Below are 23,688 nucleotides of genomic sequence, written 5' to 3'. Positions count from 1 at the left end.
GGGTGCTTTCTCATTCTTAACAGAAGTTAGAAAGTCGAAACATGGGATGCGTGGAGGTCTAACCCCTTACATTAAGGTAAATACAATGACTACTGTTTCAATGCGCGACATGCTACAAGCTGGTGTTCACTTCGGTCACCAAACTCGTTACTGGAACCCTAAGATGAAGCCTTTCATCTTCGGTGCTCGTAATGGTGTACACATCATCAACCTTGAGCATACAGTACCAATGTTCAACGAAGCTCTAGCTTTCATTAGCAACATTGCTTCTAAGAAAGGTAAAGTATTATTCGTAGGTACTAAGCGCGCTGCTGGCGAAGCTATCAAAGCATCTGCACTTTCTTGTGATCAGTATTATGTTGATCATCGTTGGTTAGGCGGCATGTTAACTAACTGGAAAACTGTTCGTCAGTCAATCAAGCGTCTTAAAGAGCTAGAAAGCCAGTCTGTAGACGGTACTTTCGACAAGTTAACTAAGAAAGAAGCGTTAATGCGTTCACGCGAATTAGACAAGTTAGAAAAGTCTTTAGGCGGAATCAAGAACATGGGCGGTTTACCTGACGTATTATTCGTTATCGGTGCTGACCATGAGCATATCGCTATTAAAGAAGCAAACAACCTAGGTATTCCAGTTGTTGCAGTTGTTGATACCAACTCTGCACCAGACGGTGTTAACTACATCGTTCCTGGTAACGACGACGCAATGCGTGCTATCCGTTTGTACACTTCTTCTGTTGCTGCAGCTGCTAACGCTGGCCGTGGTCAAGATTTAGCTGTTCAAGCTGAGCAAGACGGTTTCGTAGAAGCTGTTTAATAAGGCGTGATGATTATCATCCCCCTTATTTGCCAATAAGATAATTGGTGAACAGGGGCCTTTTGGCCCCTGTTTTATAAATGCAATATTAGACGAATTAAATTAGAGGATTTAACAATGGCAATTACTGCTGCCCAAGTTAAAGAACTTCGTGACCGCACTGGCGCTGGCATGATGGACTGTAAGAATGCACTGACTGAAACTGACGGTGACATCGAACTAGCGATTGATAACATGCGTAAAAGCGGCGCTGCGAAGGCTGCTAAAAAAGCCGGTAACATCGCTGCTGACGGTACAATTCTAATCAAGAATGGCGAAGGTTTCGCTGCACTTTTAGAAGTTAACTGTCAAACTGACTTCGTTGCAAAAGACTCAAACTTCCTAGCATTTGCTAACGCAGTGCTTGATGTTGCTGCTGCATCTAAAGTGTCTATCGAAGACTTAAAAGCACAGTTTGAAGAAACTCGTGTTGCGCTTGTAACTAAAATCGGTGAAAACATCAACGTTCGTCGCGTTGAGTATATCGATGGTGCAAACCTTGCGTCTTACCGTCACGGTGATCGTATTGGTGTTGTTGTTGCGGGTGAAGCTGATGAAGAAACACTAAAGCATATCGCAATGCACGTAGCTGCTTCTAAGCCAGATTTCGTAAACCCTGAAGATGTGCCTGCTGAACTTGTAGAAAGAGAGCAAGCGCTTCAAATCGAAATCGCGATGAATGAAGGCAAGCCTGCTGAAATCGCTGAGAAGATGGTTGTTGGTCGTATGAAGAAGTTCACTGGTGAGATCTCTCTTACTGGTCAAGCTTTCATCATGGAACCAAAGAAAACTGTTGGCGAAGTTCTTAAGTCGAAAGGCGCTACAGTAACCAGCTTTATTCGTTTAGAAGTTGGTGAAGGTATCGAGAAGAAAGCAGAAGATTTCGCTGCTGAAGTAGCTGCGCAAATTGCCGCTACTAAAAAAGCGTAATCGCTTTAATCTAAATACCCTAAGACCGCAGCAACCGCTGCGGTTTTGTTATGATCAGGATGAAAATTATGAGCACCAATCCAAAACCAGCGTTTAGACGTATTCTGCTTAAATTAAGCGGTGAAGCATTAATGGGTGAAGAAGGCTTCGGCATTGACCCTAAAGTACTTGATCGTATGGCACAAGAAGTGAAAGAGCTTGTTGAACTTGGTATTCAAGTTGGCGTGGTTATTGGTGGTGGTAATCTATTTCGTGGTGAAGGCTTAGCAAAAGCTGGTATGAACCGCGTGGTGGGCGATCACATGGGTATGTTAGCAACCGTAATGAATGGCTTAGCCATGCGTGATGCCTTGCACCGTGCATATGTTAATGCCCGTCTTATGTCTGCTATCCCACTTAAAGGTGTGTGCGATGATTACACTTGGACAGAAGCAATTAGCCTATTAAAGTCTGGTCGTGTGGTTATTTTTGCTGCGGGTACGGGCAATCCTTTTTGTACAACCGATTCTGCAGCATGTTTACGCGGTATTGAGATTGAAGCTGAAGTGGTACTAAAAGGCACCAAAGTAGATGGTGTATACTCAGCAGACCCAATGAAAAACCCTGAAGCGGTTAAATATGACACGCTTAGTTTTGCCGAAGTCCTTGAATCAGAATTAAAAGTAATGGATCTTGCTGCATTTACTATGGCACGTGATCATAATATGCCGATTCTTGTATTCAATATGAACAAGCCAGGTGCACTTCGCCGCGTTATTATGGGTGAGAAAGAAGGTACGATTATTAGCAGTAAACAACCTGCTTAATCACCGACACAGAAAATATTTATATTATATAATTTAACTGTTTGAGCGGTTTTATTGCATGTGTCATTCTTAGGCTAATGCTCAAACACACATGAATTTGTGACAAAAAGGAAATTATTGTGATTGATACTATTATGTTAGATGCGCAAGAGCGCATGAGTAAATGCGTTGATGCGACTAAAAACCAAATGGCGAAAGTTCGCACCGGTCGTGCACACCCAAGTTTATTAGATTCAATTCAAGTGTCTTGCTATGGCTCTATGTCACCACTTAAGCAAGTGGCAAACGTGGGTGTAGAAGATTCTCGTACGTTAACAGTAAACGTGTTTGATAGATCGATGGTTCAAGCGGTAGAAAAAGCAATCATGAGCTCTGACTTAGGTTTAAACCCTATGTCTGCTGGTGCGACTTTACGTATCCCGTTACCTTCGTTAACTGAAGAACGCCGTAAAGACTTCATTAAAGTGGTACGTAACGAAGCGGAAAATGGTCGTATTGCCATTCGTAACGTTCGTCGTGACGCAATCAGTGAAGTCAAAAAGCTTGAAAAAGCAAAAGCATGTACTGAAGATGATGTTCGCCGTAGTGAAGATGAAGTGCAAAAGCACACTGATTCATCAATCAAAAACATCGATCAAATTCTAGCAGCGAAAGAAAAAGAGTTGATGGAAGTATAATCTCTCAACTTAGACGCTAGAGTTAACACGCCGTGTAAGGGTATACTACACGGCGTTTGTTTTTATAAAGGATTGTCGTAGATGTCGTCTACAGTTGAGTTTGAATCAGACCCTAAAGCCGATTCGGAGCAAATGACTTCGCAATTGTTGCCGGGACAATTATCTGATGTAGTAAAACAATCTCTGCCCAAACATGTTGCGATTATTATGGATGGTAATGGCCGTTGGGCACAACTGCAGGGTAAAGCTCGGGTTTTCGGTCATAAAGCCGGTGTTAAAGCTGTGCGCCGTGCGGTAAGTACTGCAAGTCAACTTGGTATTGAATCACTAACCTTGTTTGCATTTTCAAGTGAAAATTGGCGCCGACCAGATAAAGAAGTCAGTTTGTTGATGGAATTGTTTTTTACGGTGTTACAACGTGAATTGAAATTGCTCGACAAAAACCAAGTTAAGCTCAACATTATTGGTGATACCAGCAGGTTTTCTAATCGTTTACAGAAACAGATTGCCGGTGCTCAAGAGAAAACAGCAAGCAATACTGGTCTGATATTAAATGTGGCAGCGAACTATGGCGGACGTTGGGATATCTTACAAGCTGCACAAAAATTAGCCGAAAAAGTTGAAAGTGGCGAAATCACCAGCAGTCAGATGACCGAAGAAGCATTAAATGAACATTTGTGCATGCAAAACCAGAGCGAAGTTGATTTAATGATCCGTACAGGCGGTGACTACCGCATTAGTAATTTTGTTTTATGGCAGGCCGCTTATGCCGAGTTGGTGTTTACTGACACCCTATGGCCTGACTTTGATGAGCTAGCATTTCGTGATGCTATTGCCATTTTTGCCAGTCGGCAGCGCCGTTTTGGTTTGACGGGTAGTCAAATTGAAGAGATACGCGCAATATAAATATTAAGAGGATTAGTTTTTGCTAAAACAACGAATAATAACAGCATTGTGGTTAATCCCAATTGTACTCGGGGCAATATTTTTACTTCCAGCAAACTTGTTTGCTTGGGTGTTAGTGCCAGTGTTTTTAATTGCAGCAAAAGAGTGGGGCAGTTTCATTGACCCAAGCTGTAATGTCACCCAGTGGTCTTTTACTGCTACCCTGGGTCTGTTAATGATAGCGCTTAATTTATCAGTACCCATAGATGTGTTGTGGTTTAAAGGGCAATTACATCCTATTTATCTAGCCATCATCACTATCGGTGTATTTTGGTGGATAGTCAGCAGCGCATTGGTGTTCAGTTTTCCTAAAAGTGCCAAAATATGGAAAGACAGCCCTATGCTGAAATCCATGTTTGGCCAGTTAACTCTCATCCCGTGTTTTGCCTCTTTAATCGCACTCAAATCGTTAAGCAGTAACGTTCATCCCTATTATGGTGGTGCATTAGTGTTTATCGTTATGTTAGTGGTTTGGGCGACTGACACCGGTGCTTATTTTGCTGGGCGTAAGTTAGGTAAACATAAATTGATGCCGAGTGTGAGTCCTGCCAAGACGCTTGAAGGTTTAGCCGGTGGTTTAATTACCACTATGGTAGTGGTTGCGGGCATTATGTATGTTGCGCCAGAACAAGAGCTAGGCTTACTTATTGTGGTGACACTCGTCACGGCTCTGGCTTCTGCCTTTGGTGACTTGTCTGAAAGCATGTTCAAACGCGCTGCAAACATTAAAGATTCTGGCACCATTTTACCTGGTCATGGTGGTATTTTAGACCGTATCGACAGTCTGACTGCAGCATTGCCAGTATTTACCTTTATCTACATTGTCATGTGGATGTGATGCCAATGCAAAATATGGTGATTTTAGGGGCTACTGGCTCAATAGGCGCTAGCACCTTAAGTGTGATGGTAAATAACCCTGCCGATTTTCATGTCTATGGATTAGTGGCCAATGCCAGTGTTCAAAAAATGCTGGCCTTGTGTATTACCCATCAGCCTGAGTATGCTCATATGGTGGATGAGAACGCCGCTATGGAGCTTAAATCATTATTACCTAATCACTGCGTTACTCAAGTGACTACAGGTGCTGAGGCGTTAAATGCGTTAGTGACCGACAGTCGTACCGATACCGTTATGGCGGCTATTGTTGGCGCTGCGGGTTTAGTACCGACATTTGACGCTGTTAAAGCAGGTAAGCGGGTGTTGCTAGCCAACAAAGAAGCACTGGTTATGTCGGGTGAGTTATTTATGCACACGGCTAGAGCATCAGGTGCGACAGTGCTACCTGTCGACAGCGAGCACAATGCCATATTTCAATGTTTACCAACCAATGTCCAAGCGCAACTCGGTTATTGTGACTTAAGTGCCAATGGCATATCACATATTTTATTAACAGGTTCTGGTGGACCGTTTTTAAACACTGATTTAGCCACCTTAAGTGCGATGACACCTGCTCAAGCTTGTAATCACCCTAATTGGTCCATGGGGCCTAAAATCTCCGTTGATTCAGCCACGATGATGAATAAAGGCTTAGAGTTTATCGAAGCGCGTTGGCTGTTTAATACGCAAGCTGAACAGCTCAAAGTGGTGATACATCCTCAAAGCGTGATCCATTCAATGGTGCAATACCGTGATGGTTCTGTTATTGCGCAAATGGGCAACCCCGATATGCGCACTCCTATTGCTCATTGTATGAGCTATCCGCAAAGAATTGGCGCTGGCGTTGAACCTTTGGATTTTTTCAAAGTCGGACAGTTAAGCTTTTGTGAACCTGACTTTGATCGTTTTCCATGTTTACGCTTAGCGATGCAAGCGTGTGAGCAAGGGCAAGAAGCGACCACCGTATTGAATGCAGCTAATGAAATTGCTGTCGATTCATTTTTAAAAGGCCGAATTCGTTTTACTGATATTGCTAACGTTAATTATCGTTGTTTAGACTCGGTGCAACAAACACGTTTAGACAGTATTGAAGATATATTACAGCTTGATGAGCAAGCACGTGCCACGGCATTGTCCGTTATCAGCACACTAAATTAATTCAGGGAAATAATGATAGATTTTTTTTGGAGCTTGGGTTCATTTATCGTCGCATTGGGTATTTTGATTACAGCCCACGAGTATGGCCACTTTTGGGTTGCCCGTCGTTGTGGCGTTAAAGTCGAGCGTTTCTCTATCGGTTTTGGCAAAGCGATTTGGCGTAAAGTGGGTAAAGATGGCACTGAATATGTTGTCGCTATGATCCCCTTGGGTGGTTATGTCAAAATGCTTGATGAACGCGTTGAAGACGTCCCAGCCGAGCTAGTCGACCAAGCCTTTAATCGTAAAACGGTTTGGCAACGTATTGCGATTGTATCTGCAGGCCCTATTGCCAACTTTATTTTTGCTATAGCAGCGTTATATGTCATGTATCTTATTGGTACTCCGTCGATTAAGCCGGTCATTGACAGTACTAAACTAAATAGCCCTGCTAGTGTTATTCAGTTGGTTGAACCACAACAAATTATAGCGGTATCAGGACAACCGGTACGTACTTGGGAAGAAGTTAATTTAGCCTTAGTAGGTCATATTGGTGATGACAATATTGAGTTATCCCTAGCACCATTACCAGAGTTGTCTGGCATGGATATGCCAGTTCGCACCGTAAAACTCGATACGCGAAATTGGATATTTGATCCAGAAAAAGAGTCGCCGATAACTGCACTCGGTTTGGGGATATTTCGTCCAGGGATTGATCCAACGATAGCGGCAGTGAGTAAAGACAGTGCGGCGGAGCAAGCGGGCATTAAGATTGGCGATAAACTCGTCAACATCAATGGCACTCAATACAGCGATTGGAATGCGTTTGTTGATGTGGTACAAATCTCTGCCAATAAAAATATTAATATGACATTGATGCGTCAAGGTGAACTTATCAATGTTGATGTTGTGCCAAAAGCACAACAAAATTCTGATGGTAAAACTATCGGAATTGTTGGAATTAGCCCAACCCAAGCCCAATGGCCTGATAATATGCGCTTTGAGCTTGAGTATGGCATAGTAGATTCTGTTATCGCTGCAACTGACAAAACATGGCAACTCGTTGTCGTCAGCTTCAAGATGATTGGAAAATTATTTACCGGCGATGTGTCGGTGAAAAACCTTAGTGGTCCTATTTCGATTGCACAAGGCGCAGGCGCCAGTGCAAGTTACGGCTTAGTGTACTTTCTAGGGTTTATCGCGCTCATCAGCGTTAACTTAGGCATTATTAATTTAATGCCTCTGCCAGTGCTCGATGGGGGACACTTGCTGTATTACTTTGTAGAAGTGATTACTGGTAAGCCTGTACCCGAAAAGGTACAGGAAATAGGATTCAGGTTTGGCGCAGCTTTGCTGCTAATGTTGATGGGCGTAGCCTTATTCAACGATTTTGCCCGACTCTGAGCAAGGACAGACTAATAATTAGAAGTGCTCTATGAGATTTAATAAAATTTTTGCCTCGATGTTATTCGTCGGCGCGTCTTTTTCAGGGAATGGTTGGGCAGAGTCTTTCCAACCTTTTGAAGTGACCGACATCCAAGTAGAAGGTTTGCAACGAGTTGCTCTCGGTGCAGCACTATTGAGTTTACCTGTGAAAGTAGGTGATACAGTAGATGAAGTTAAATTACAGCAAGCGATTAAGAGCCTTTACGGTTCAACCAATTTTGAAAACATCAGTGTCAGTCATGAAGACGGTATACTCTATGTAACGGTTAAAGAACGTCCAACTATCAGTATTATCTCGTTTGACGGTAATAAAGATATCAAAGACGAGCAGTTACAAGAAAGTCTTGACGGTTCTGGTGTTAAAGCTGGCGAATCACTTGATAGAACCATGTTGTCTGGCATTGAAAAAGGCCTGCAAGATTTCTATTACGGTGTGGGTAAATACGGTGCCAAAGTTGAAGCGCAAATCATCAACTTACCTCGTAACCGTGTTGAGCTTAAATTTAAGTTTACCGAAGGTTTAGCGGCTGAAATCCGTCAAATTAACGTGGTTGGTAATACTGTGTTCTCAGATTCTGAGCTCATCAGTATGCTTGAGCTCAAAGACTATGTGGCATGGTGGGATTTGTTTGGTGAGCGTCGCTACCAAAAGCAAAAGCTACAAGCTGACTTAGAAACCATTAAAACCTATTACCACAATCAAGGCTATATTCGCTTTGAAGTGACTTCAACACAAGTTGCGATGACACCAGACCGTAAAGGTTTGTACATCACTATTAACGTGAATGAAGGTGAAAAGTACAAGGTGAAAGAAGTTAACTTAATTGGTGACCTAATGGGCCGAGAAGAGTTAATGAGATCTATTTTGCCAATTAAAGCGGGCAATATGTACAACGGTGCGGATGTGACATTCACCGAAGAAATGTACAGCAAATACCTTGGCCGCTTTGGTTATGCTTATCCTGAAGTAAAAACCTATCCTGAAATTGATGATGAAACCAAAGAAGTGGTACTCAACATCAATGTTAAACCGGGTAAGCGCGTGTATGTTCGCTCAATTAACTTCACCGGTAACACAGTTACTAAAGATGAAGTTATGCGCCGCGAATTACGTCAAATGGAAGGTGCATGGTTGAATTCTGCTCAAATTGAACAGTCTAAACTACGCCTTAACCGTTTAGGTTATTTCGAAACGGTTGATGCTGAAACCATTCAAGTACCAGGCAGTGACGATTTAGTTGATGTCGCAGTAACTGTGAAAGAGCAACCGTCAGGTTCGTTCAACGCAGGTGTCGGTTATGGTACTGAATCTGGTGTGAGCTTACAGTTTGGCGTTGAACAAAATAACTTCCTTGGTACTGGTAACCAAGCTGGTTTTAGTGTCAACACTAACAAATACTCAAAAAGTGCCAACTTGTCTTATACCGACCCATACTTCACGAAAGACGGTGTCAGTTTAGGTGGTAGCGTTTACTGGAATGAGTTTGATGCTAATGAGGCTAACCTTGAGCGCTATAAGAATAAATCTTATGGTGTTGCATTAAACTCAGGATTCCCGATTAACGAATATAACCGTTTGAACGGTGGTATTGGTTATCGTCATAATACTATTTCAGAAATCTCTGCTTATGAACAAGCATTGCGTTTCTACAATGTGTATCGTGAAACGGATGATCCTAATTCAGACTTAAGTTTTGATAACTTTGAATTGAATGCCGGTTGGTACCGCAGCACACTTAACCGTGGTACGTTCCCGACAGATGGTTCGTCGCAACGTTTAAGCGGTAAAATGACCGTGCCAGGTTCTGACTTACAGTACTTTAAAACGGATTTTGACACCAACTTCTACTTCCCACTGACACCTCAGCATGGGTTTGTATTATTGGCTCGCGCCCGTTTAGGTTATTCAAACGGTTATGGTCAGTTTAACGACAACGATCAAATCTTACCGTTCTGGGAAAACTATTATTCTGGTGGTAGCAGTTCGTTACGTGGCTTTAAGTCTAATTCAGTAGGCCCTCGTTCGTTCTATTTATACCGTGGTAGTGAGCAATGTGCGCCTGATGTTTCAGGTGATGGTTGTAGTTTGCCAGGTGACCCAAATACCATTCAGGTGAGTTCAGGCCGTTCAATTGGTGGTAACGCCATTGCAACAGCAAGCTTTGAAATGATTGTTCCGACACCATTCCTCGATGAAGCTTACACTAACTCAGTGCGAACAAGTTTCTTCGTTGATGCAGGTAACGTATGGGATACTGAGTTTGATTATGACTCATATCGGACTTTACCCGCGGATCAGTTCTCTAAGTTAGAAGACTATAGCGATCCAGAGCGCTTACGTGCCTCATGGGGTATGAGCGTGCAGTGGCTATCGCCAATGGGACCTATGGTATTCAGCTTAGCTTGGCCACTGAAAGAATATGAAGATGACGAGACAGAGATTTTCTCGTTCAATATTGGCAAAACGTTCTAAAACTAATACACTCGGCAGGTTTTGCTGATAACAACAAGTTTAACAAGGAGTCTACTTTGAAAAAGATGGTAAATCGCGCATTAATTACATTGGCATTGTTTGCTACCCCTATGCTAGCCCAAGCGGAAAAACTCGCAGTGGTTGATATGGGTGAAGTGTTCGAGCAGTTGCCACAGCGCGAGCAAATTTCTAAATCATTAAAAGCTGAGTTTGGTGATCGTGTTGCTGAAGTCCAAAAAATGCAGGAAGAAATGCGTTCTTTGGTTGAAAAGCAACAACGTGACGGCGCCTTAATGAGCGATTCACAAAAGACTGAATTAGTACGTAAAATGGAATCATTAAAGTCTGAATTCCAGTTGAAAGGCAAAGCACTAGATGAAGACATGCGTCGTCGTCAAGGTGAAGAGCAAAACAAACTATTAGTTCAAGTTCAAAAAGCGATTAATACCATTGCTGGTAAAGAAAAATACGACATGGTGCTACAACGTGGCGCAGTTATTTTTGTTAAACCAGAAGCTGACATCAGCAGCAAAGTGGTAGAAGCCTTAAGTAAAGGCAAATAATAAGTATGAAAGTGACTTTAAAAGAGCTTAGCCAACTATTGGGTGCAACTATTAAAGGTGACGCAACACTGGAAATAACCAGTGTCGCTACCCTTGAAGATGCAACCCAAGGCCAACTCTCTTTTTTAGCCAATAGTAAGTACCGTGCTCAGCTTGAGGCAACTCAAGCTAGTGCGGTATTGCTGAGCGAAAAAGAAGCAAGTTGTTATCATGGTAATGCCCTTATTGTTAGCGATCCTTACGTAGGATTTGCTCGAGTAGCGCAATTACTAGATACCACCCCAAAAGAAACGCCTGGTATTCATCCTTCAGCTCAAATAGATACATCAGCCATTTTAGGTGACGGTGCAGCTATTGGTGCAAATGCGGTGATAGGTGCGAATGTTATTTTGGGTGAAAATGTTCAAATAGGTCCAGGTTGTGTGGTGGGTGAATCCAGTATTATTGGTTCAAACACGCGTCTTTGGGCTAATGTAAGTGTTTATCATAATGTACATATTGGTCATGATTGCATCGTCCATTCAGGGACGGTAATTGGCTCTGATGGTTTTGGTTATGCCAATGAACGCGGTAACTGGGTTAAAATTCCACAAACAGGCGGCGTTCGGATTGGTAATCATGTTGAAATTGGCGCATGTACTTCTATTGACCGTGGTGCGTTGTCGCATACCGAGATCCACGATGGTGTGATTATCGACAACCAAGTTCAAATTGCTCATAATGTCGTTATCGGCCAAAATACCGCAATGGCTGGTGGCTCTATTATTGCTGGCAGTTCTACCATTGGTAAATATTGTATTATCGGTGGTGGTAGTGCTGTTGCTGGACACCTTAGTGTCGCTGATGGTGTACACATATCAGGCGGAACGAACGTGACCAGTGTTATCCGTGAAAAAGGTGTGTATTCGTCCGCAACCATCGCAATGGAAAACAAATTATGGCGTCGAAACACTGTTCGTTTCCGTCAATTAGATGAATTATTTAGCCGAGTTAAAACCCTCGAGAAAAGTGCTAAGGGCTCAGAATAATTGTAATTCTGCCTTATTTAAGGAATGTAGTGTGTCAAACCAATTAAACACCATGGATATTAAAGAGATACTTAAATATCTACCTCATAGATATCCATTTTTGTTGATCGATCGTGTATTGGACTTTACCGTAGGTGAGCACTTACATGCGATTAAAAATGTCACCATTAATGAGCCTTTTTTCCAAGGACATTTTCCTATACAGCCTGTTATGCCTGGCGTGCTCATTTTAGAAGCCATGGCACAAGCAACGGGTTTACTTGCCTTTAAAACCATGAGTACAGAGCCGTCCCCAGAGGTGCTGTACTATTTTGCTGGTATCGATAAAGCGCGTTTTAAACGTGTTGTTGAGCCAGGCGACCAAATACATTTTCACGTTAAAATGATTAAAGAGCGTCGCGGTATTGGTGTGTTTGTTGGTGAAGCCTTGGTTGATGGTGAACTGGTTTGTTCTGCTGAAATCATGTGTGCACGTAGAGAGATTAAGAAGTGATAGATAAATTAGCGTTTGTTCACCCAACAGCCAAAATTGGTAATAACGTCACTATTGGTCCTTGGACCTACATTGGTGAAAACGTTGAAATCGGCGATGACACATGGATAAGTTCTCATGTTGTGGTTAAAGGTCCAACGGTTATCGGTAAAGGTAATCGTATTTTTCAATTCTCTTCAGTTGGTGAAGAGTGTCAAGATAAAAAGTACGCAGGCGAACAAACTCGCTTAATTATCGGCGACAATAACATCATTCGTGAGTCGGTTACCATTCACCGTGGTACGACCCAAGATAAAGGTGAAACTCGCATCGGTTCTAACTGTCTGTTTATGGCGTATGTTCATATTGCACACGACTGTTTTGTCGGTAATAACGTTATCATGGCTAATAATGCTTCAATTGCCGGTCATGTACATGTTGGTGATTGGGTTATTTTGGGCGGCATGACTGGTGTGCATCAGTTTGTACACATTGGCGCGCACGCCTTTACCGCGGGAGCTTCACTTATTTTGCAAGATGTTCCCCCATTTGTAATGGCTGCTGGTTCTCCTGCTGTACCACGTGGATTAAACTTAGAAGGCTTAAAACGCCGTGGTTTTACCAAAGAAAACCAGCGAGCAATTTTGAGTGCATATAAAGCGGTTTTCCGTAAGAGTTTAACCATTGAAGAAGCTAACGCTGAATTAATTGAGGCCGCTGAAAAAGACATCAATGTGAAAGCATTTATGGAATTTATCAACCACTCTGCTCGTGGCATTATTCGATAGACGGAAACAATGACCAACTCTCCTTCAAAAGTATTCGCCATTGTCGCCGGAGAAATCTCCGGCGATATTTTAGGTGCCGGTTTAGTTAATTCACTCAAAAGACGCTACCCTGATGCACGCTTTATTGGCATTGGTGGCCCTCGAATGCAAGCTCTAGGGTTTGAAAGTTTATTCCCAATGGAAGAACTGTCGATCATGGGCTTAGTCGAAGTGTTATCTCATTTACCTCGACTGCTGCATATTCGTTCAAGCCTAGTGAAACAAATTACTGAATTAGCGCCAGACTGTTTTATTGGTATTGATGCGCCCGATTTTAATATTGGTGTAGAGCTTAAATTAAAAGCCAAAGGGATTAAAACAGTCCATTACGTCAGCCCGTCAGTATGGGCTTGGCGTCCAAAACGTATATTTAAAATTGCTAAAGCGACCAATATGGTGTTGTCGCTATTGCCGTTTGAGAAAGCGTTTTACGACCAACATCAAGTGCCTTGTACTTTTGTAGGGCATACACTTGCGGACGATATTCCGATGCACAGTGATAAGCTAGCTGCGCGGCAGTTATTAGGATTAGATCCTAATGCTGAATACTTGGCGGTATTACCTGGTTCAAGAGGCGGTGAGCTAAAGCAATTAGCTGAGCCGTTCGTCAAAGCTGCTCAATTAGTTAAGCAAACCTTTCCAGACATCAAATTTGTCACTCCAGTGGTTAATGATGCTCGTCGACAACAGTTTCTTGCTGCACTTGAGGAGTTTGCTCCCGATTTAGAAGTCACTATTGTTGAAGGCCAATCTCGCGAAGTCATGGCTGCTGCTGATTGTATTTTATTGGCATCTGGCACAGCGACTTTAGAGGCCATGCTGGTTAAACGTCCTATGGTTGTGTCGTATCGGGTCAGCCCAATTACGTATGCCATCGCGATTAAAATGATGAAAATCAAAAACTATTCGTTGCCTAATTTGCTCGCAAACGACACCATCGTGCCAGAATTGATGCAAGCTAATTGCCAACCACAGTTAATTGCCGATGCGATAATCAAGCAGCTTAATCAAGATTTTGCACCGCTAAATTCCCGCTTTGAAGAATTACATCAATTGCTAAAGTGTAATGCCAGCGAGCGAGCGGCAGATGCTGTAGTGGCACTATTACAAACGCCGTAACCTGACTAGGATAAGCTAATATGTCGACATTACCGGTTGTGATAAAAGATATTACCCCTGAACAAGTAGCCATTATTTCACAAGGGCTTGTTGCTGGTGTTGACGAAGTCGGGCGTGGTCCACTGATTGGTGATGTGGTCACAGCCGCGGTGATATTAGATCCGAATAAACCGATTGTTGGCCTCAATGACTCTAAGAAGCTCAGCGAGAAACGTCGTAATGCTTTGTATCAACAGATTATGGATAACGCGTTAAGTGTCAGTGTTGGCCGTGCTAGCCCTGCTGAAATCGATGAGCTGAATATTTTGCATGCCACCATGCTGGCCATGCAGCGCGCAGTAGCGGGGTTATCCATTTTGCCTGAACGAGTACTGGTTGATGGCAATCGGGTACCGGATTTTGGTATTGCTAGTCATGCGATAATTAAAGGCGACGGCTTAGTGGCAGCGATTAGTGCAGCATCCATTATTGCCAAAGTGACTCGTGATGCCGAGATGGAGACGTTAGACAGTCAATATCCACAGTATGGCTTTGCTAAACATAAAGGTTATCCAACCAAAGCACACTTTGAAGCGCTAGCCTTATATGGTGTGTTGCCTGAACATCGTAAAAGTTTTAAACCTGTTGCGGATCGCATTTTACTCCAAAATACATTTTGATCATGACCAGATTAAACGAGTTTATCGTTGGATAACGTCGCTTAGTTTGGTAGTCTAAATCCCGCATTTTCGTGTTGTTTCATTCATCTTTTTCGAAGAAAAAATATTCTATGTCCGATCCTCGTTTTGTTCATTTGCGCGTCCACAGTGATTATTCAATGTCAGATGGCGTTGCTAAAGTTAAACCTATTATTGCCGCTGCTGAAAATCAGGGGATGGCAGCAATAGCGTTAACTGATCAAAACAACTTTTGTGGTTTGGTTAAGTTTTATGGTGCTTGTAATGGTGCGGGAATTAAGCCGATCATTGGTGCCGATTTTTGGGTGCAAACCCCTGGATTTGAAAAAGAATTCTGTGCCTTAACCATTATCGCGATGAACAATGAAGGTTACCAAAACCTGACCCAACTGATCAGTGAAGCCTATCTTCGCGGTCATGTTGATAACCGTGTGGTGATCGACCAAGATTGGTTAGTCAAATACAACAGCGGTTTGATCATTATCTCGGGTGCCAAAGATGGTGATGTCGGCAAAGCATTATTAAAAGGTAATCAAAACCAAGTCGAGTCGTTGATTGCCTTTTATCAACAACACTTTGAAGATCGCTATTACCTAGAGCTTATTCGTACTGGCCGAGCACATGAAGAGCGCTATTTGCACATGGCCGTTGAGTTAGCATCAATAAAAGGTTTACCTGTTGTTGCCACCAACCAAGTGGTGTTTTTAAAACAAGATGATTTTGAAGCCCATGAAATCCGGGTCGCTATTCATGATGGTTTTACTTTAGTCGATCCACGTCGCCCTAAAACCTATAGCGATCAACAATATCTGCGCACCGAAGATGAAATGATTGCATTATTTGCTGATATTCCGTCAGCAATTCAAAACAGCGTTGAAATAGCGAAACGCTGTAATGTCACCATTCGCCTAAATGAATACTTTTTGCCTAATTTCCCTACCGGTGACTTATCCATTGAAGATTTCTTGGTTAACGTGTCCGTTAAAGGCTTAGAAGAACGTCTTGAGTTTTTATTTCCAAACCCACAAGTTCGCGCCGAAAAGCGGGGCGAATATGACGAACGTCTCGAGATTGAATTAAAGGTAATTAACCAGATGGGTTTCCCTGGTTACTTCCTTATCGTGATGGAGTTTATTCAGTGGGGCAAAGACAACGGCATTCCAGTTGGTCCCGGCCGTGGTTCTGGTGCGGGATCGTTAGTCGCATACGCGCTTAAAATTACCGACTTAGATCCACTAGAATACGATTTACTGTTCGAACGTTTCTTGAACCCAGAACGTGTATCCATGCCCGATTTCGACGTCGACTTTTGTATGGACCGACGCGATGAAGTCATTGACCACGTAGCAGAACTATACGGTCGAGAAGCGGTATCACAGATTATTACCTTTGGTACCATGGCGGCCAAAGCCGTTGTGCGCGATGTTGGCCGCGTATTAGGTCATCCTTACGGCTTTGTTGAACGTCTAACTAAATTAATCCCCGCAGAACCAGGGATGACATTGGCGAAAGCCTTTGAAGTTGAACCCGCGCTTCCTGAAGCCTATGACGGCGATGAAGACGTTAAAGAGCTTATCGATATGTGTCGCCGCTTAGAAGGCGTAACACGTAACGCGGGTAAGCATGCCGGTGGTGTGGTTATCGCCCCGACTCGAATTACCGACTTTGCACCGTTATATTGCGATGCCGAAGGCTTAAACCCAGTAACACAATTTGATAAAAATGACGTTGAAACTGCTGGTCTGGTTAAGTTCGATTTCTTGGGCTTACGTACTTTAACCATTATTGATTGGGCATTGCAGATGATTAATCCGCGCCTGATTAAAGAAGGTAAAGACCCCGTTAGTATCGAAGCCATTCCGCTTGCCGATCCTGCTTGTTTTAGATTACTGCAACGCTACGAAACAACCGCGGTATTCCAGCTGGAATCTCGCGGTATGAAAGACCTCATTAAACGTCTGCAACCCGACTGTTTTGAAGACATGATTGCACTAGTGGCACTTTTCCGCCCAGGTCCTTTGCAGTCAGGCATGGTTGACAACTTTATTGAACGTAAGCACGGCCGTGAAGAAGTGTCATACCCAGATGCTGAATATCAGCATGAGTCACTAAGAGAGTTATTGTCACCGACCTACGGCATTATTTTGTACCAAGAGCAGGTGATGCAGATTGCTCAGGTATTGTCGGGTTACACCCTCGGCGGCGCGGATATGCTCCGTCGTGCAATGGGTAAGAAAAAACCTGAAGAAATGGCCAAGCAGCGCGGCACGTTTAAAGAAGGTGCAATTAACAACGGCGTCGATGGCGACTTGTCGATGAAAATCTTCGATTTGGTGGAAAAGTTCGCCGGTTACGGTTTTAACAAATCGCATTCTGCCGCTTATGCACTGGTGTCGTATCAAACCTTGTGGCTAAAAACTCATTTCCCATCGCAGTTTATGGCCGCGGTAATGTCTGCCGACATGGACAACACCGACAAAATCGTCACCTTGGTTGACGAATGTGAACGCATGGGCTTGCCGCTAATTCCGCCCGACGTAAACAAAGGCTTATTCAAGTTTACGGTCGATGACGACCTTAATATTGTTTATGGTATCGGCGCGATTAAAGGCGTGGGTGAAGGCCCGGTAGATTCTATTTTAGAAGCCCGTAAAAATGGACCGTTTACCGACCTGTTCGATTTTTGTGCTCGAATTGATTTGAAAAAGCTCAACAAGCGAGTGATTGAAAAGCTTATCCTTGCAGGCGCCTTAGACACATTAGGTCCGCATCGAGCATCAATGATGGCGACCTTGCCTCAAGCGATTAGTGCAGCGGCGCAACATGCTAAAGCAGAAGCGACAGGCCAAAATGACATGTTTGGTTTACTCAATAGTGAACCTGAAGACAGTAAGCAAAACTTTGTCCATTGTACTCCGTGGCCAGACAAAATTTGGTTGGAAGGTGAGCGCGAAACATTAGGGCTTTACCTTACTGGTCACCCCATTAATCAGTATTTAAAAGAACTTAAGCAATACACTAATGGCCGCTTAAAAGACATTCACCCAACCGAGCGCGGTAAAACCGTTAAAGCGGCTGGTCTAGTGGTGGCAACACGGGTGATGATCACTAAGCGTGGTTCAAAAATGGGCTTAGTCACATTAGATGACAAAAGTGCTCGCCTAGAGGTGATGCTATTTACCGAGCCGTTTGAGAAGTTTGGTCATATGCTCGAAAAAGACCGCATTCTTATTTGTGAAGGCGATGTCAGCTTTGATGATTTCTCTGGCGGCAATCGCATGAACGCGCGCAATATCATTGAAATTGGTGAAGCACGCAGTCATTTTGCCAAAGCGGTTGAAATCAATGTTCATGGCGATGATGTTACGCCTGACTGGTTACAAACCTTTGAGCAAACATTAACACCGTGGCGTAAGGGCGCCGTGCCTGTGGTGATTAACTACTCCAAACAACAAGCCAGCGGCAAAATCGTGTTAGGTGAAGAGTGGCGAGTTAACCCTAGTGATGAGTTAATGTTAGCCCTCGAAAGCATGCTTGGTTCAACTAACGTCAAAATCGTGTTTAATTAGGCGCGCATCATGATTGAAAAGTCTTCGTTAACAGAGCAAATAAGTGCACCACAACTGCTAAGTTTGCTCGAACAAGCGATATTACCCCTTTATCAAATGAGTGTGGTTAAAGGTGAATCATCGCCTAAATTAGTACTGGCTTACAGTGGCGGCGTTGACTCAGAGGTGCTCGCGTGTGGATTAAGTGCCTTGGCACACAAGCATCCGCATATTGCTTGCCTGCTTATTCATGTTCATCATGGGCTAAGTGCCAATGCTGACATTTGGGTACAGCACTGTATCACTCGGGCTAATCATTATCAGCTGCCAGTACAGATTGAGCGAGTTAAGGTTGAAAAGGGCCCTCGGCAGAGTCTAGAGGCGCAAGCCCGCGATGCTCGTTACCAAGCATTTGACCGTTATCTTAATCCCGGTGACATTTTACTGACCGCCCATCATCAAGATGATCAACTTGAAACCTTATTACTCGCGTTAAAACGTGGTCAAGGCCCAAAAGGGCTGGCGGCAATGGGGGCGATACAAGCTTACAAACAAGCTTGGCTAGTTAGACCGTTATTGGATATCAGCCGCGATCAAATCGAGCAATTTGCGGCGCAAAAACAACTATCCCATATTGAAGATGAAAGTAACCAAGACGACAGCTTTGATAGAAATTTTTTACGCCTGGATATCATTCCAAGATTAAAACAGCGTTGGCCAAGTATTGCGACCACCGCAGGGCGTAGCGCCGCATTATGTGCCGAGCAGCAACAGGTTATTGACGACGAAGTGAGTCATCGCTTACCCGAGTGGTTAATAGTGCCAGGCGATACAAATGCATTAATGACCGAATCAACCGGGTTTACGCTCACCGGGTTTGGTCAATTGAGTGCCGCTTGGCAAGCATTACTGTTTCGCGGTTATTTAATTCATTGTGGCGTTAGTTTACCTTCGCAAGCACAATTACAGCAGATCCTGTCACAACTATTAGCGGCTAAAGACGACGCTAATATATCGATTCTGTGGGGCAATTATCAGGTTAAACGCTTTGCTGGTATCGCTTATGTTGTTAGCCATAAAGAGCTCGACGCTATTGATGCAAGTGCAGTGCAACAACAATTTGAGCAACTGCTTAAAGGCGAGCTGCAACAGACAGTGTGCCGAGTTGGGCGCAAGCAATGCCAGATCGGTCTGCAAATCGCCACAGACAATACGCCGCTTCTTGCTTTACCGAATAATACCTTTGTGAGCATACGTTTTGGCGCGGCAGGTTCAATTAAATGCCAGCCACAATTTGCTACATCACAACGGCAAAAAGCGCGCGAATTAAAGAAATTGTGGCAAGAATGCAATATCCCGCCATGGCGAAGACCACAAATCCCGTTAGTTTTTTATGGTGACACCTTAGTGGCCGCCGTTGGTTTATGGGTTGACAAACGCTACCTTGCCCAAACCGGTGATCAAGGGATTTGTATACCGCTTTTGAACATCCGATGAAAGTGATAACGGCAGGTCAAGACAGTAACAAGCGGTAACCGTCGGTCAAGACGATAACAAGCGATAGAAACAGGCAAAGCGGTAACAGTCTGCCAAGATGATAACAAGTGATAACAACGGATAAATCGCTAGGTGCTAGGCCGCTTCGCGACTAGATGCGATAAAAGCGGTAGTACTGCTGATGGCTTCAGACTATATTATTGAATTCGGCCTTTATTGCCGCGAAGCGTTCTAGCAGGACGAAGTCCGCTCTCGTCCCTAGCATCTGTTACAATAAATTTTCTTAATACTCAACAGAGGATGTTGTCTGTGAATACCTTTCGTTTATTAGCTGTGTTTGGTGTGTTGCTTCTGCCAAGCGTAAACGCTACCCCATTTCAATTTGATCAAAAAACCTATCGTCAAGATGTGCAAACCTTAGCAAGTGATGAATTTGAAGGCCGTGGGCCGTTATCTCATGGTGAAAAACTGACGGTTGAGTATTTAGAAAACGCCTACAAAGCAATGGGACTAGCTCCAGGTTTTGGTGACCGTTATCGTCAAGCTGTGCCAATGGCTAAAATTACTGCTGATCAAACAATGCAGCTGAGTATGGGCGATTTAGTGTTTAACAACGGCACTGACTTCACCGCACGTACTGAACAAGTTCAGCCTCAAGTGAGTGTAGATAACAGCGATGTAGTGTTTGTTGGCTATGGTATTAATGCGCCGGAATATCAATGGAATGATTACGCCAACATTGACGTTAAAGGCAAAACCGTGATTATGCTGGTCAATGACCCAGGCTTTGCGACTCAAGATCCTGCCATCTTTAAAGGCAATGCCATGACCTATTATGGCCGTTGGACTTATAAGTATGAAGAAGCAGCAAGGCAGGGCGCCAAAGCGGTGTTTATTGTCCATGAAACCGCACCCGCAGCCTACGGTTGGAACGTCGTTGAAAACAGCAACACTAATACTAAATACACCTTAGTTGATGATCAAAATAATCAATCACACATTGGCGTCATGGGTTGGATCCAACACCAAACCGCGCAAAAAGTGTTTCAAGCAGCAGGCTTAGACTTTGATAAAGTCAAACTCACCGCAGCAAAAGCGGGTTTTAAGTCTATACCACTTAAACTCAAAGCCAATTTAGCAGTAAAAAATACCATTGAATTAGCCACATCCTATAACGTAGCAGGGCTGATACCAGGTACCAGCCAAGCCGACGAATGGTTGGTCATGCATGCCCATTGGGATCATTTAGGTAAAACCGTGCAAGACGGTAAAACAGTAATTTTAAACGGCGCTGTCGACAATGCCTCTGGCGTGGCAGGTGTGTTACAACTTGCTCGTCATTTTAAAGAGCAAAACAAAGCACCTAAACGCTCTATTCTGTTTACTGCATTTACCGCCGAAGAAACCGGCCTTATTGGCGCGCAATACTTTGCTGCCAATCCTCCGGTACCGACTAAACAACTGGTATCGTTTTTAAATATAGATGGCATGAATATAGGCAAAGGTGTTAATTACATCCTGCGTTATGGCCAAGGCGTATCAAAACTTGAAACCTATTTAGACGATGCCGCCAAAGCACAAGGCCGTACAGTAAAGGCTGATCCCCGTCCACAAAATGGTTTAATGTTCCGTTCAGACCACTTTGCCTTAGCCCAACAAGGCGTCCCCGGGTTAATGTTCATGAGCTTAGGCGACACTGATCCAGACTACATTGCCCATAAGTACCATCAAGGCGCAGACGATTACGATGCCAGCTGGAATTTAGGCGGGGTAGAGCAAGATCTAGCTTTAATCAGCGACATCATTGAAAAGCTAGCCAACAACAACGACTGGCCAAAATGGATAGAAGATTCAGACTTTAAAAAGCGCAGAGCACAAGACGGTAAGTAGTGTTAGCTAGTTGGATAAAGAGAGGAGGCGAAAGCCTCCTTTTTTATTAGATATGGCCTACGGCCACTAACGTCGTGGCGCTTCACCCACACCAGACTTTCCAAACTTCGTTTGAAGTAAGATCGCAAGGTTCCACCCTACATGGGCTGATACATATGGCCTGCGGCCACCAACGTCGTGGCGCTTCACCCACACCAGACCAAGAGGAAACCAACGGCTGTTCCCTCTTGGAACTCCCAGCCGCCCCGCAACATTTTCAAACAGCGAAAAGGTCGCCATGGGGATTGATCCAGCTTTGGGCTTTATTTGGAATCGGCCTCGGACTTATTCGAAAATGCTAACGCTTCCGATGGTACATCCTGTACCGCGAAAGCTAGCCTGACGTCCTGTCAGGCTCACGCTATTTTCTTCAACGTCCTCAAGTTCAGAGTTGAATCAGACCAATTGCAAGCAAGGTATGCAAATCATTTATGCCCCAAAGCTTGTTTAGGCTATGGCCTGCGGCCACACCAGACCAAAAGGAAATCAACGGCTATTCCCTCTTTACTCTTTATAAGAATTAGCCCAGCCGCCCCGCAACATTTTCGCTATTTACAAAACAACAGCGGCGAAAAGGTCGCCATGGGGATTGATCCAACTTTTAGCTTCATTTGCAGCCTGCTTCGGCCAACTCTTTATAGTAAAGAATGAAAATGCTAACGTTTCCGATGGTACATTCTGTACCGCGAAAGTTAAGCTCACCATCCATGGCCAGCTCACGTATTCTTTTATAAAGAGTCTTCAACGTGCTCAAGTCCAGAGTTGAATCACACCCTTTGAAAGTAAAGAATTTAACTCATTTTCGCCCCAAAGTTTGTTTCAAATATGAACCTGTGGCCACATCATCCCAGACGAAAAATGCTAAAAAGTGCATAATTTTCGATGGGGATCGTACTGTTTAACACTTCATCAGTATCTGGCTTATAAATATCGAATAAGTATCCTGTGTAAGCCATATTTCCCACCTTTATGTTGTGTGTACTGTATACAAAAACAGTTGTAATGGTTTTTAGTGTTTTTTTAAGTTAAATCGGCTAATAAGTAAACTAAAGTAGTACGATAAATAATTTGTTTATTTTGTAATGCATTGAAATAAATGTGTTTTTATTTCCTGCTGAATATTGAGTCCACTTTTAACGCGCATCCTCGCTTTTATTTGTCAGTGGAGTTAAATAAAACTGCTTTACATCAAGAAGATAGTAAATGTAGGATGATATTAATCAATAACTTAAAAGGGCAACTTTAATTTTTTTTGCCCTTCAATAAGCTGTTAAATGTCATCATGAATATCGAGCAAGCATTTGAAAAGTCACTGACCGAACTTGAATCAAAAGGATTCGATGGTATTCGTGAGCCTGAGCGCGTATTGGCAACAATATGGTCTGTGGAAGCAGAGGTGAATAACGGCGGTTTCGATCAACTGTTCTATAACACAGCTGGTGATATCGCTTTTTATGCTGCAAAAGCCCTCGTCTCCATTGGTGCACATAAAATGGCGAGCATCGCCCAGAAAGCACTGGATCTATTTGGCGAGAGTGGACCACCAAAAGACCGAGATGAGAGAGTAGAGGCATTAGAAAGCATTTCCGAAAAACATGAAGAGTACTTAAATAAGCTAGATTATGAGTTCACAGAGTACCCAGATAACATTCAAGAATTGCTGTTTAAGTATGTTCAATCTAATTTTTAGCCAACAATATTTAACAAGGCCAAGCAGCATCGCCCCTTCGGGGCTGGACCTCGCTACGCTCGGCCGCTATTGGCGGCGTTACCCATAGAAATTTAACCTGAAACTCACGAATTAGAATTAATGGTCTAACTCGGAAATGTCCAAAAACGAGTTAGTCTCAGCTTTCAAATAGTTAAATTCAACTCTGAACTTGAG

General features: G+C 43.5%; 19 protein-coding genes. All 19 read left to right on the top strand.

Features of this window, described 5'->3' with window-relative positions; genetic code table 11:
• Positions 1 to 85: 85 nt before the first annotated feature.
• The 19 genes from rpsB to EGC86_RS06415 all read left to right on the top strand — a co-directional run bounded on the left by rpsB (position 86) and on the right by EGC86_RS06415 (position 23,493).
• A complete protein-coding gene (gene rpsB / locus EGC86_RS06505) occupies positions 86 to 814 on the top strand; it encodes a 30S ribosomal protein S2 (protein ID WP_011636744.1) in 729 nt (242 codons plus the stop codon).
• Positions 815 to 931: 117 nt separating this feature from the next.
• Positions 932 to 1,783, top strand: a complete 852-nt coding sequence (tsf, locus tag EGC86_RS06500) for a translation elongation factor Ts (protein WP_011636745.1) — start codon at positions 932 to 934, stop codon at positions 1,781 to 1,783.
• Positions 1,784 to 1,851: 68 nt separating this feature from the next.
• A complete protein-coding gene (pyrH, locus tag EGC86_RS06495) occupies positions 1,852 to 2,589 on the top strand; it encodes a UMP kinase (RefSeq protein WP_011636746.1) in 738 nt (245 codons plus the stop codon).
• Between the two features lie 134 nt (positions 2,590 to 2,723).
• Entirely contained in the window at positions 2,724 to 3,266 is a 543-nt protein-coding gene (gene frr / locus EGC86_RS06490) for a ribosome recycling factor (RefSeq protein WP_220491834.1), read from the top strand.
• 81 nt (positions 3,267 to 3,347) lie between these two features.
• Positions 3,348 to 4,172, top strand: a complete 825-nt coding sequence (uppS, locus tag EGC86_RS06485; protein ID WP_011636748.1) for a polyprenyl diphosphate synthase — start codon at positions 3,348 to 3,350, stop codon at positions 4,170 to 4,172.
• 19 nt (positions 4,173 to 4,191) lie between these two features.
• Positions 4,192 to 5,049 carry a phosphatidate cytidylyltransferase gene (locus EGC86_RS06480; RefSeq protein WP_123777012.1) on the top strand — a complete coding sequence of 286 codons (858 nt, stop codon included), beginning with the start codon at positions 4,192 to 4,194 and terminating at the stop codon, positions 5,047 to 5,049.
• 5 nt (positions 5,050 to 5,054) lie between these two features.
• Positions 5,055 to 6,245, top strand: coding sequence for a 1-deoxy-D-xylulose-5-phosphate reductoisomerase (ispC, locus tag EGC86_RS06475; RefSeq protein ID WP_123777361.1), 1,191 nt, complete (start codon positions 5,055 to 5,057; stop codon positions 6,243 to 6,245).
• A 12-nt stretch (positions 6,246 to 6,257) separates the two neighbouring features.
• Positions 6,258 to 7,628, top strand: coding sequence for a sigma E protease regulator RseP (gene rseP, locus EGC86_RS06470; protein ID WP_123777011.1), 1,371 nt, complete (start codon positions 6,258 to 6,260; stop codon positions 7,626 to 7,628).
• Between the two features lie 31 nt (positions 7,629 to 7,659).
• Complete coding sequence (bamA, locus tag EGC86_RS06465; protein WP_011636752.1) at positions 7,660 to 10,143, top strand: outer membrane protein assembly factor BamA; 2,484 nt, start codon at positions 7,660 to 7,662, stop codon at positions 10,141 to 10,143.
• Between the two features lie 65 nt (positions 10,144 to 10,208).
• Positions 10,209 to 10,706 carry an OmpH/Skp family outer membrane protein gene (locus EGC86_RS06460; protein ID WP_011636753.1) on the top strand — a complete coding sequence of 166 codons (498 nt, stop codon included), beginning with the start codon at positions 10,209 to 10,211 and terminating at the stop codon, positions 10,704 to 10,706.
• A 5-nt stretch (positions 10,707 to 10,711) separates the two neighbouring features.
• Entirely contained in the window at positions 10,712 to 11,734 is a 1,023-nt protein-coding gene (gene lpxD / locus EGC86_RS06455; protein ID WP_011636754.1) for a UDP-3-O-(3-hydroxymyristoyl)glucosamine N-acyltransferase, read from the top strand.
• A 31-nt stretch (positions 11,735 to 11,765) separates the two neighbouring features.
• Positions 11,766 to 12,227: a 3-hydroxyacyl-ACP dehydratase FabZ gene (gene fabZ / locus EGC86_RS06450; RefSeq protein ID WP_011636755.1), complete on the top strand. Its 462-nt coding sequence runs from the start codon at positions 11,766 to 11,768 to the stop codon at positions 12,225 to 12,227.
• Entirely contained in the window at positions 12,224 to 12,994 is a 771-nt protein-coding gene (gene lpxA, locus EGC86_RS06445) for an acyl-ACP--UDP-N-acetylglucosamine O-acyltransferase (protein ID WP_011636756.1), read from the top strand. Before fabZ ends, lpxA begins: the two co-directional genes overlap by 4 nt.
• A 9-nt stretch (positions 12,995 to 13,003) precedes the next feature.
• Positions 13,004 to 14,152 carry a lipid-A-disaccharide synthase gene (lpxB, locus tag EGC86_RS06440; protein ID WP_123777010.1) on the top strand — a complete coding sequence of 383 codons (1,149 nt, stop codon included), beginning with the start codon at positions 13,004 to 13,006 and terminating at the stop codon, positions 14,150 to 14,152.
• Between the two features lie 20 nt (positions 14,153 to 14,172).
• Complete coding sequence (gene rnhB, locus EGC86_RS06435; protein ID WP_123777009.1) at positions 14,173 to 14,811, top strand: ribonuclease HII; 639 nt, start codon at positions 14,173 to 14,175, stop codon at positions 14,809 to 14,811.
• 110 nt (positions 14,812 to 14,921) lie between these two features.
• On the top strand, positions 14,922 to 18,398 hold the full coding sequence (gene dnaE / locus EGC86_RS06430) for a DNA polymerase III subunit alpha (protein ID WP_123777008.1): 3,477 nt from the start codon (positions 14,922 to 14,924) through the stop codon (positions 18,396 to 18,398).
• A gap of 9 nt (positions 18,399 to 18,407) precedes the next feature.
• Positions 18,408 to 19,874 (top strand): tRNA lysidine(34) synthetase TilS, encoded by a 1,467-nt coding sequence (gene tilS, locus EGC86_RS06425; RefSeq protein WP_123777007.1) that lies wholly within the window; start codon positions 18,408 to 18,410, stop codon positions 19,872 to 19,874.
• Positions 19,875 to 20,174: 300 nt separating this feature from the next.
• Positions 20,175 to 21,764, top strand: coding sequence for a M28 family metallopeptidase (locus EGC86_RS06420; RefSeq protein WP_123777006.1), 1,590 nt, complete (start codon positions 20,175 to 20,177; stop codon positions 21,762 to 21,764).
• A gap of 1,321 nt (positions 21,765 to 23,085) precedes the next feature.
• Entirely contained in the window at positions 23,086 to 23,493 is a 408-nt protein-coding gene (locus EGC86_RS06415; RefSeq protein WP_123777005.1) for a DMP19 family protein, read from the top strand.
• Positions 23,494 to 23,688 lie beyond the last annotated feature (195 nt).

It is taken from the genome of Shewanella frigidimarina (assembly GCF_003797125.1).
In the GTDB taxonomy this organism is placed as follows: domain Bacteria; phylum Pseudomonadota; class Gammaproteobacteria; order Enterobacterales; family Shewanellaceae; genus Shewanella; species Shewanella frigidimarina.
This window is presented reverse-complemented; position numbering and strand designations above follow the sequence as displayed.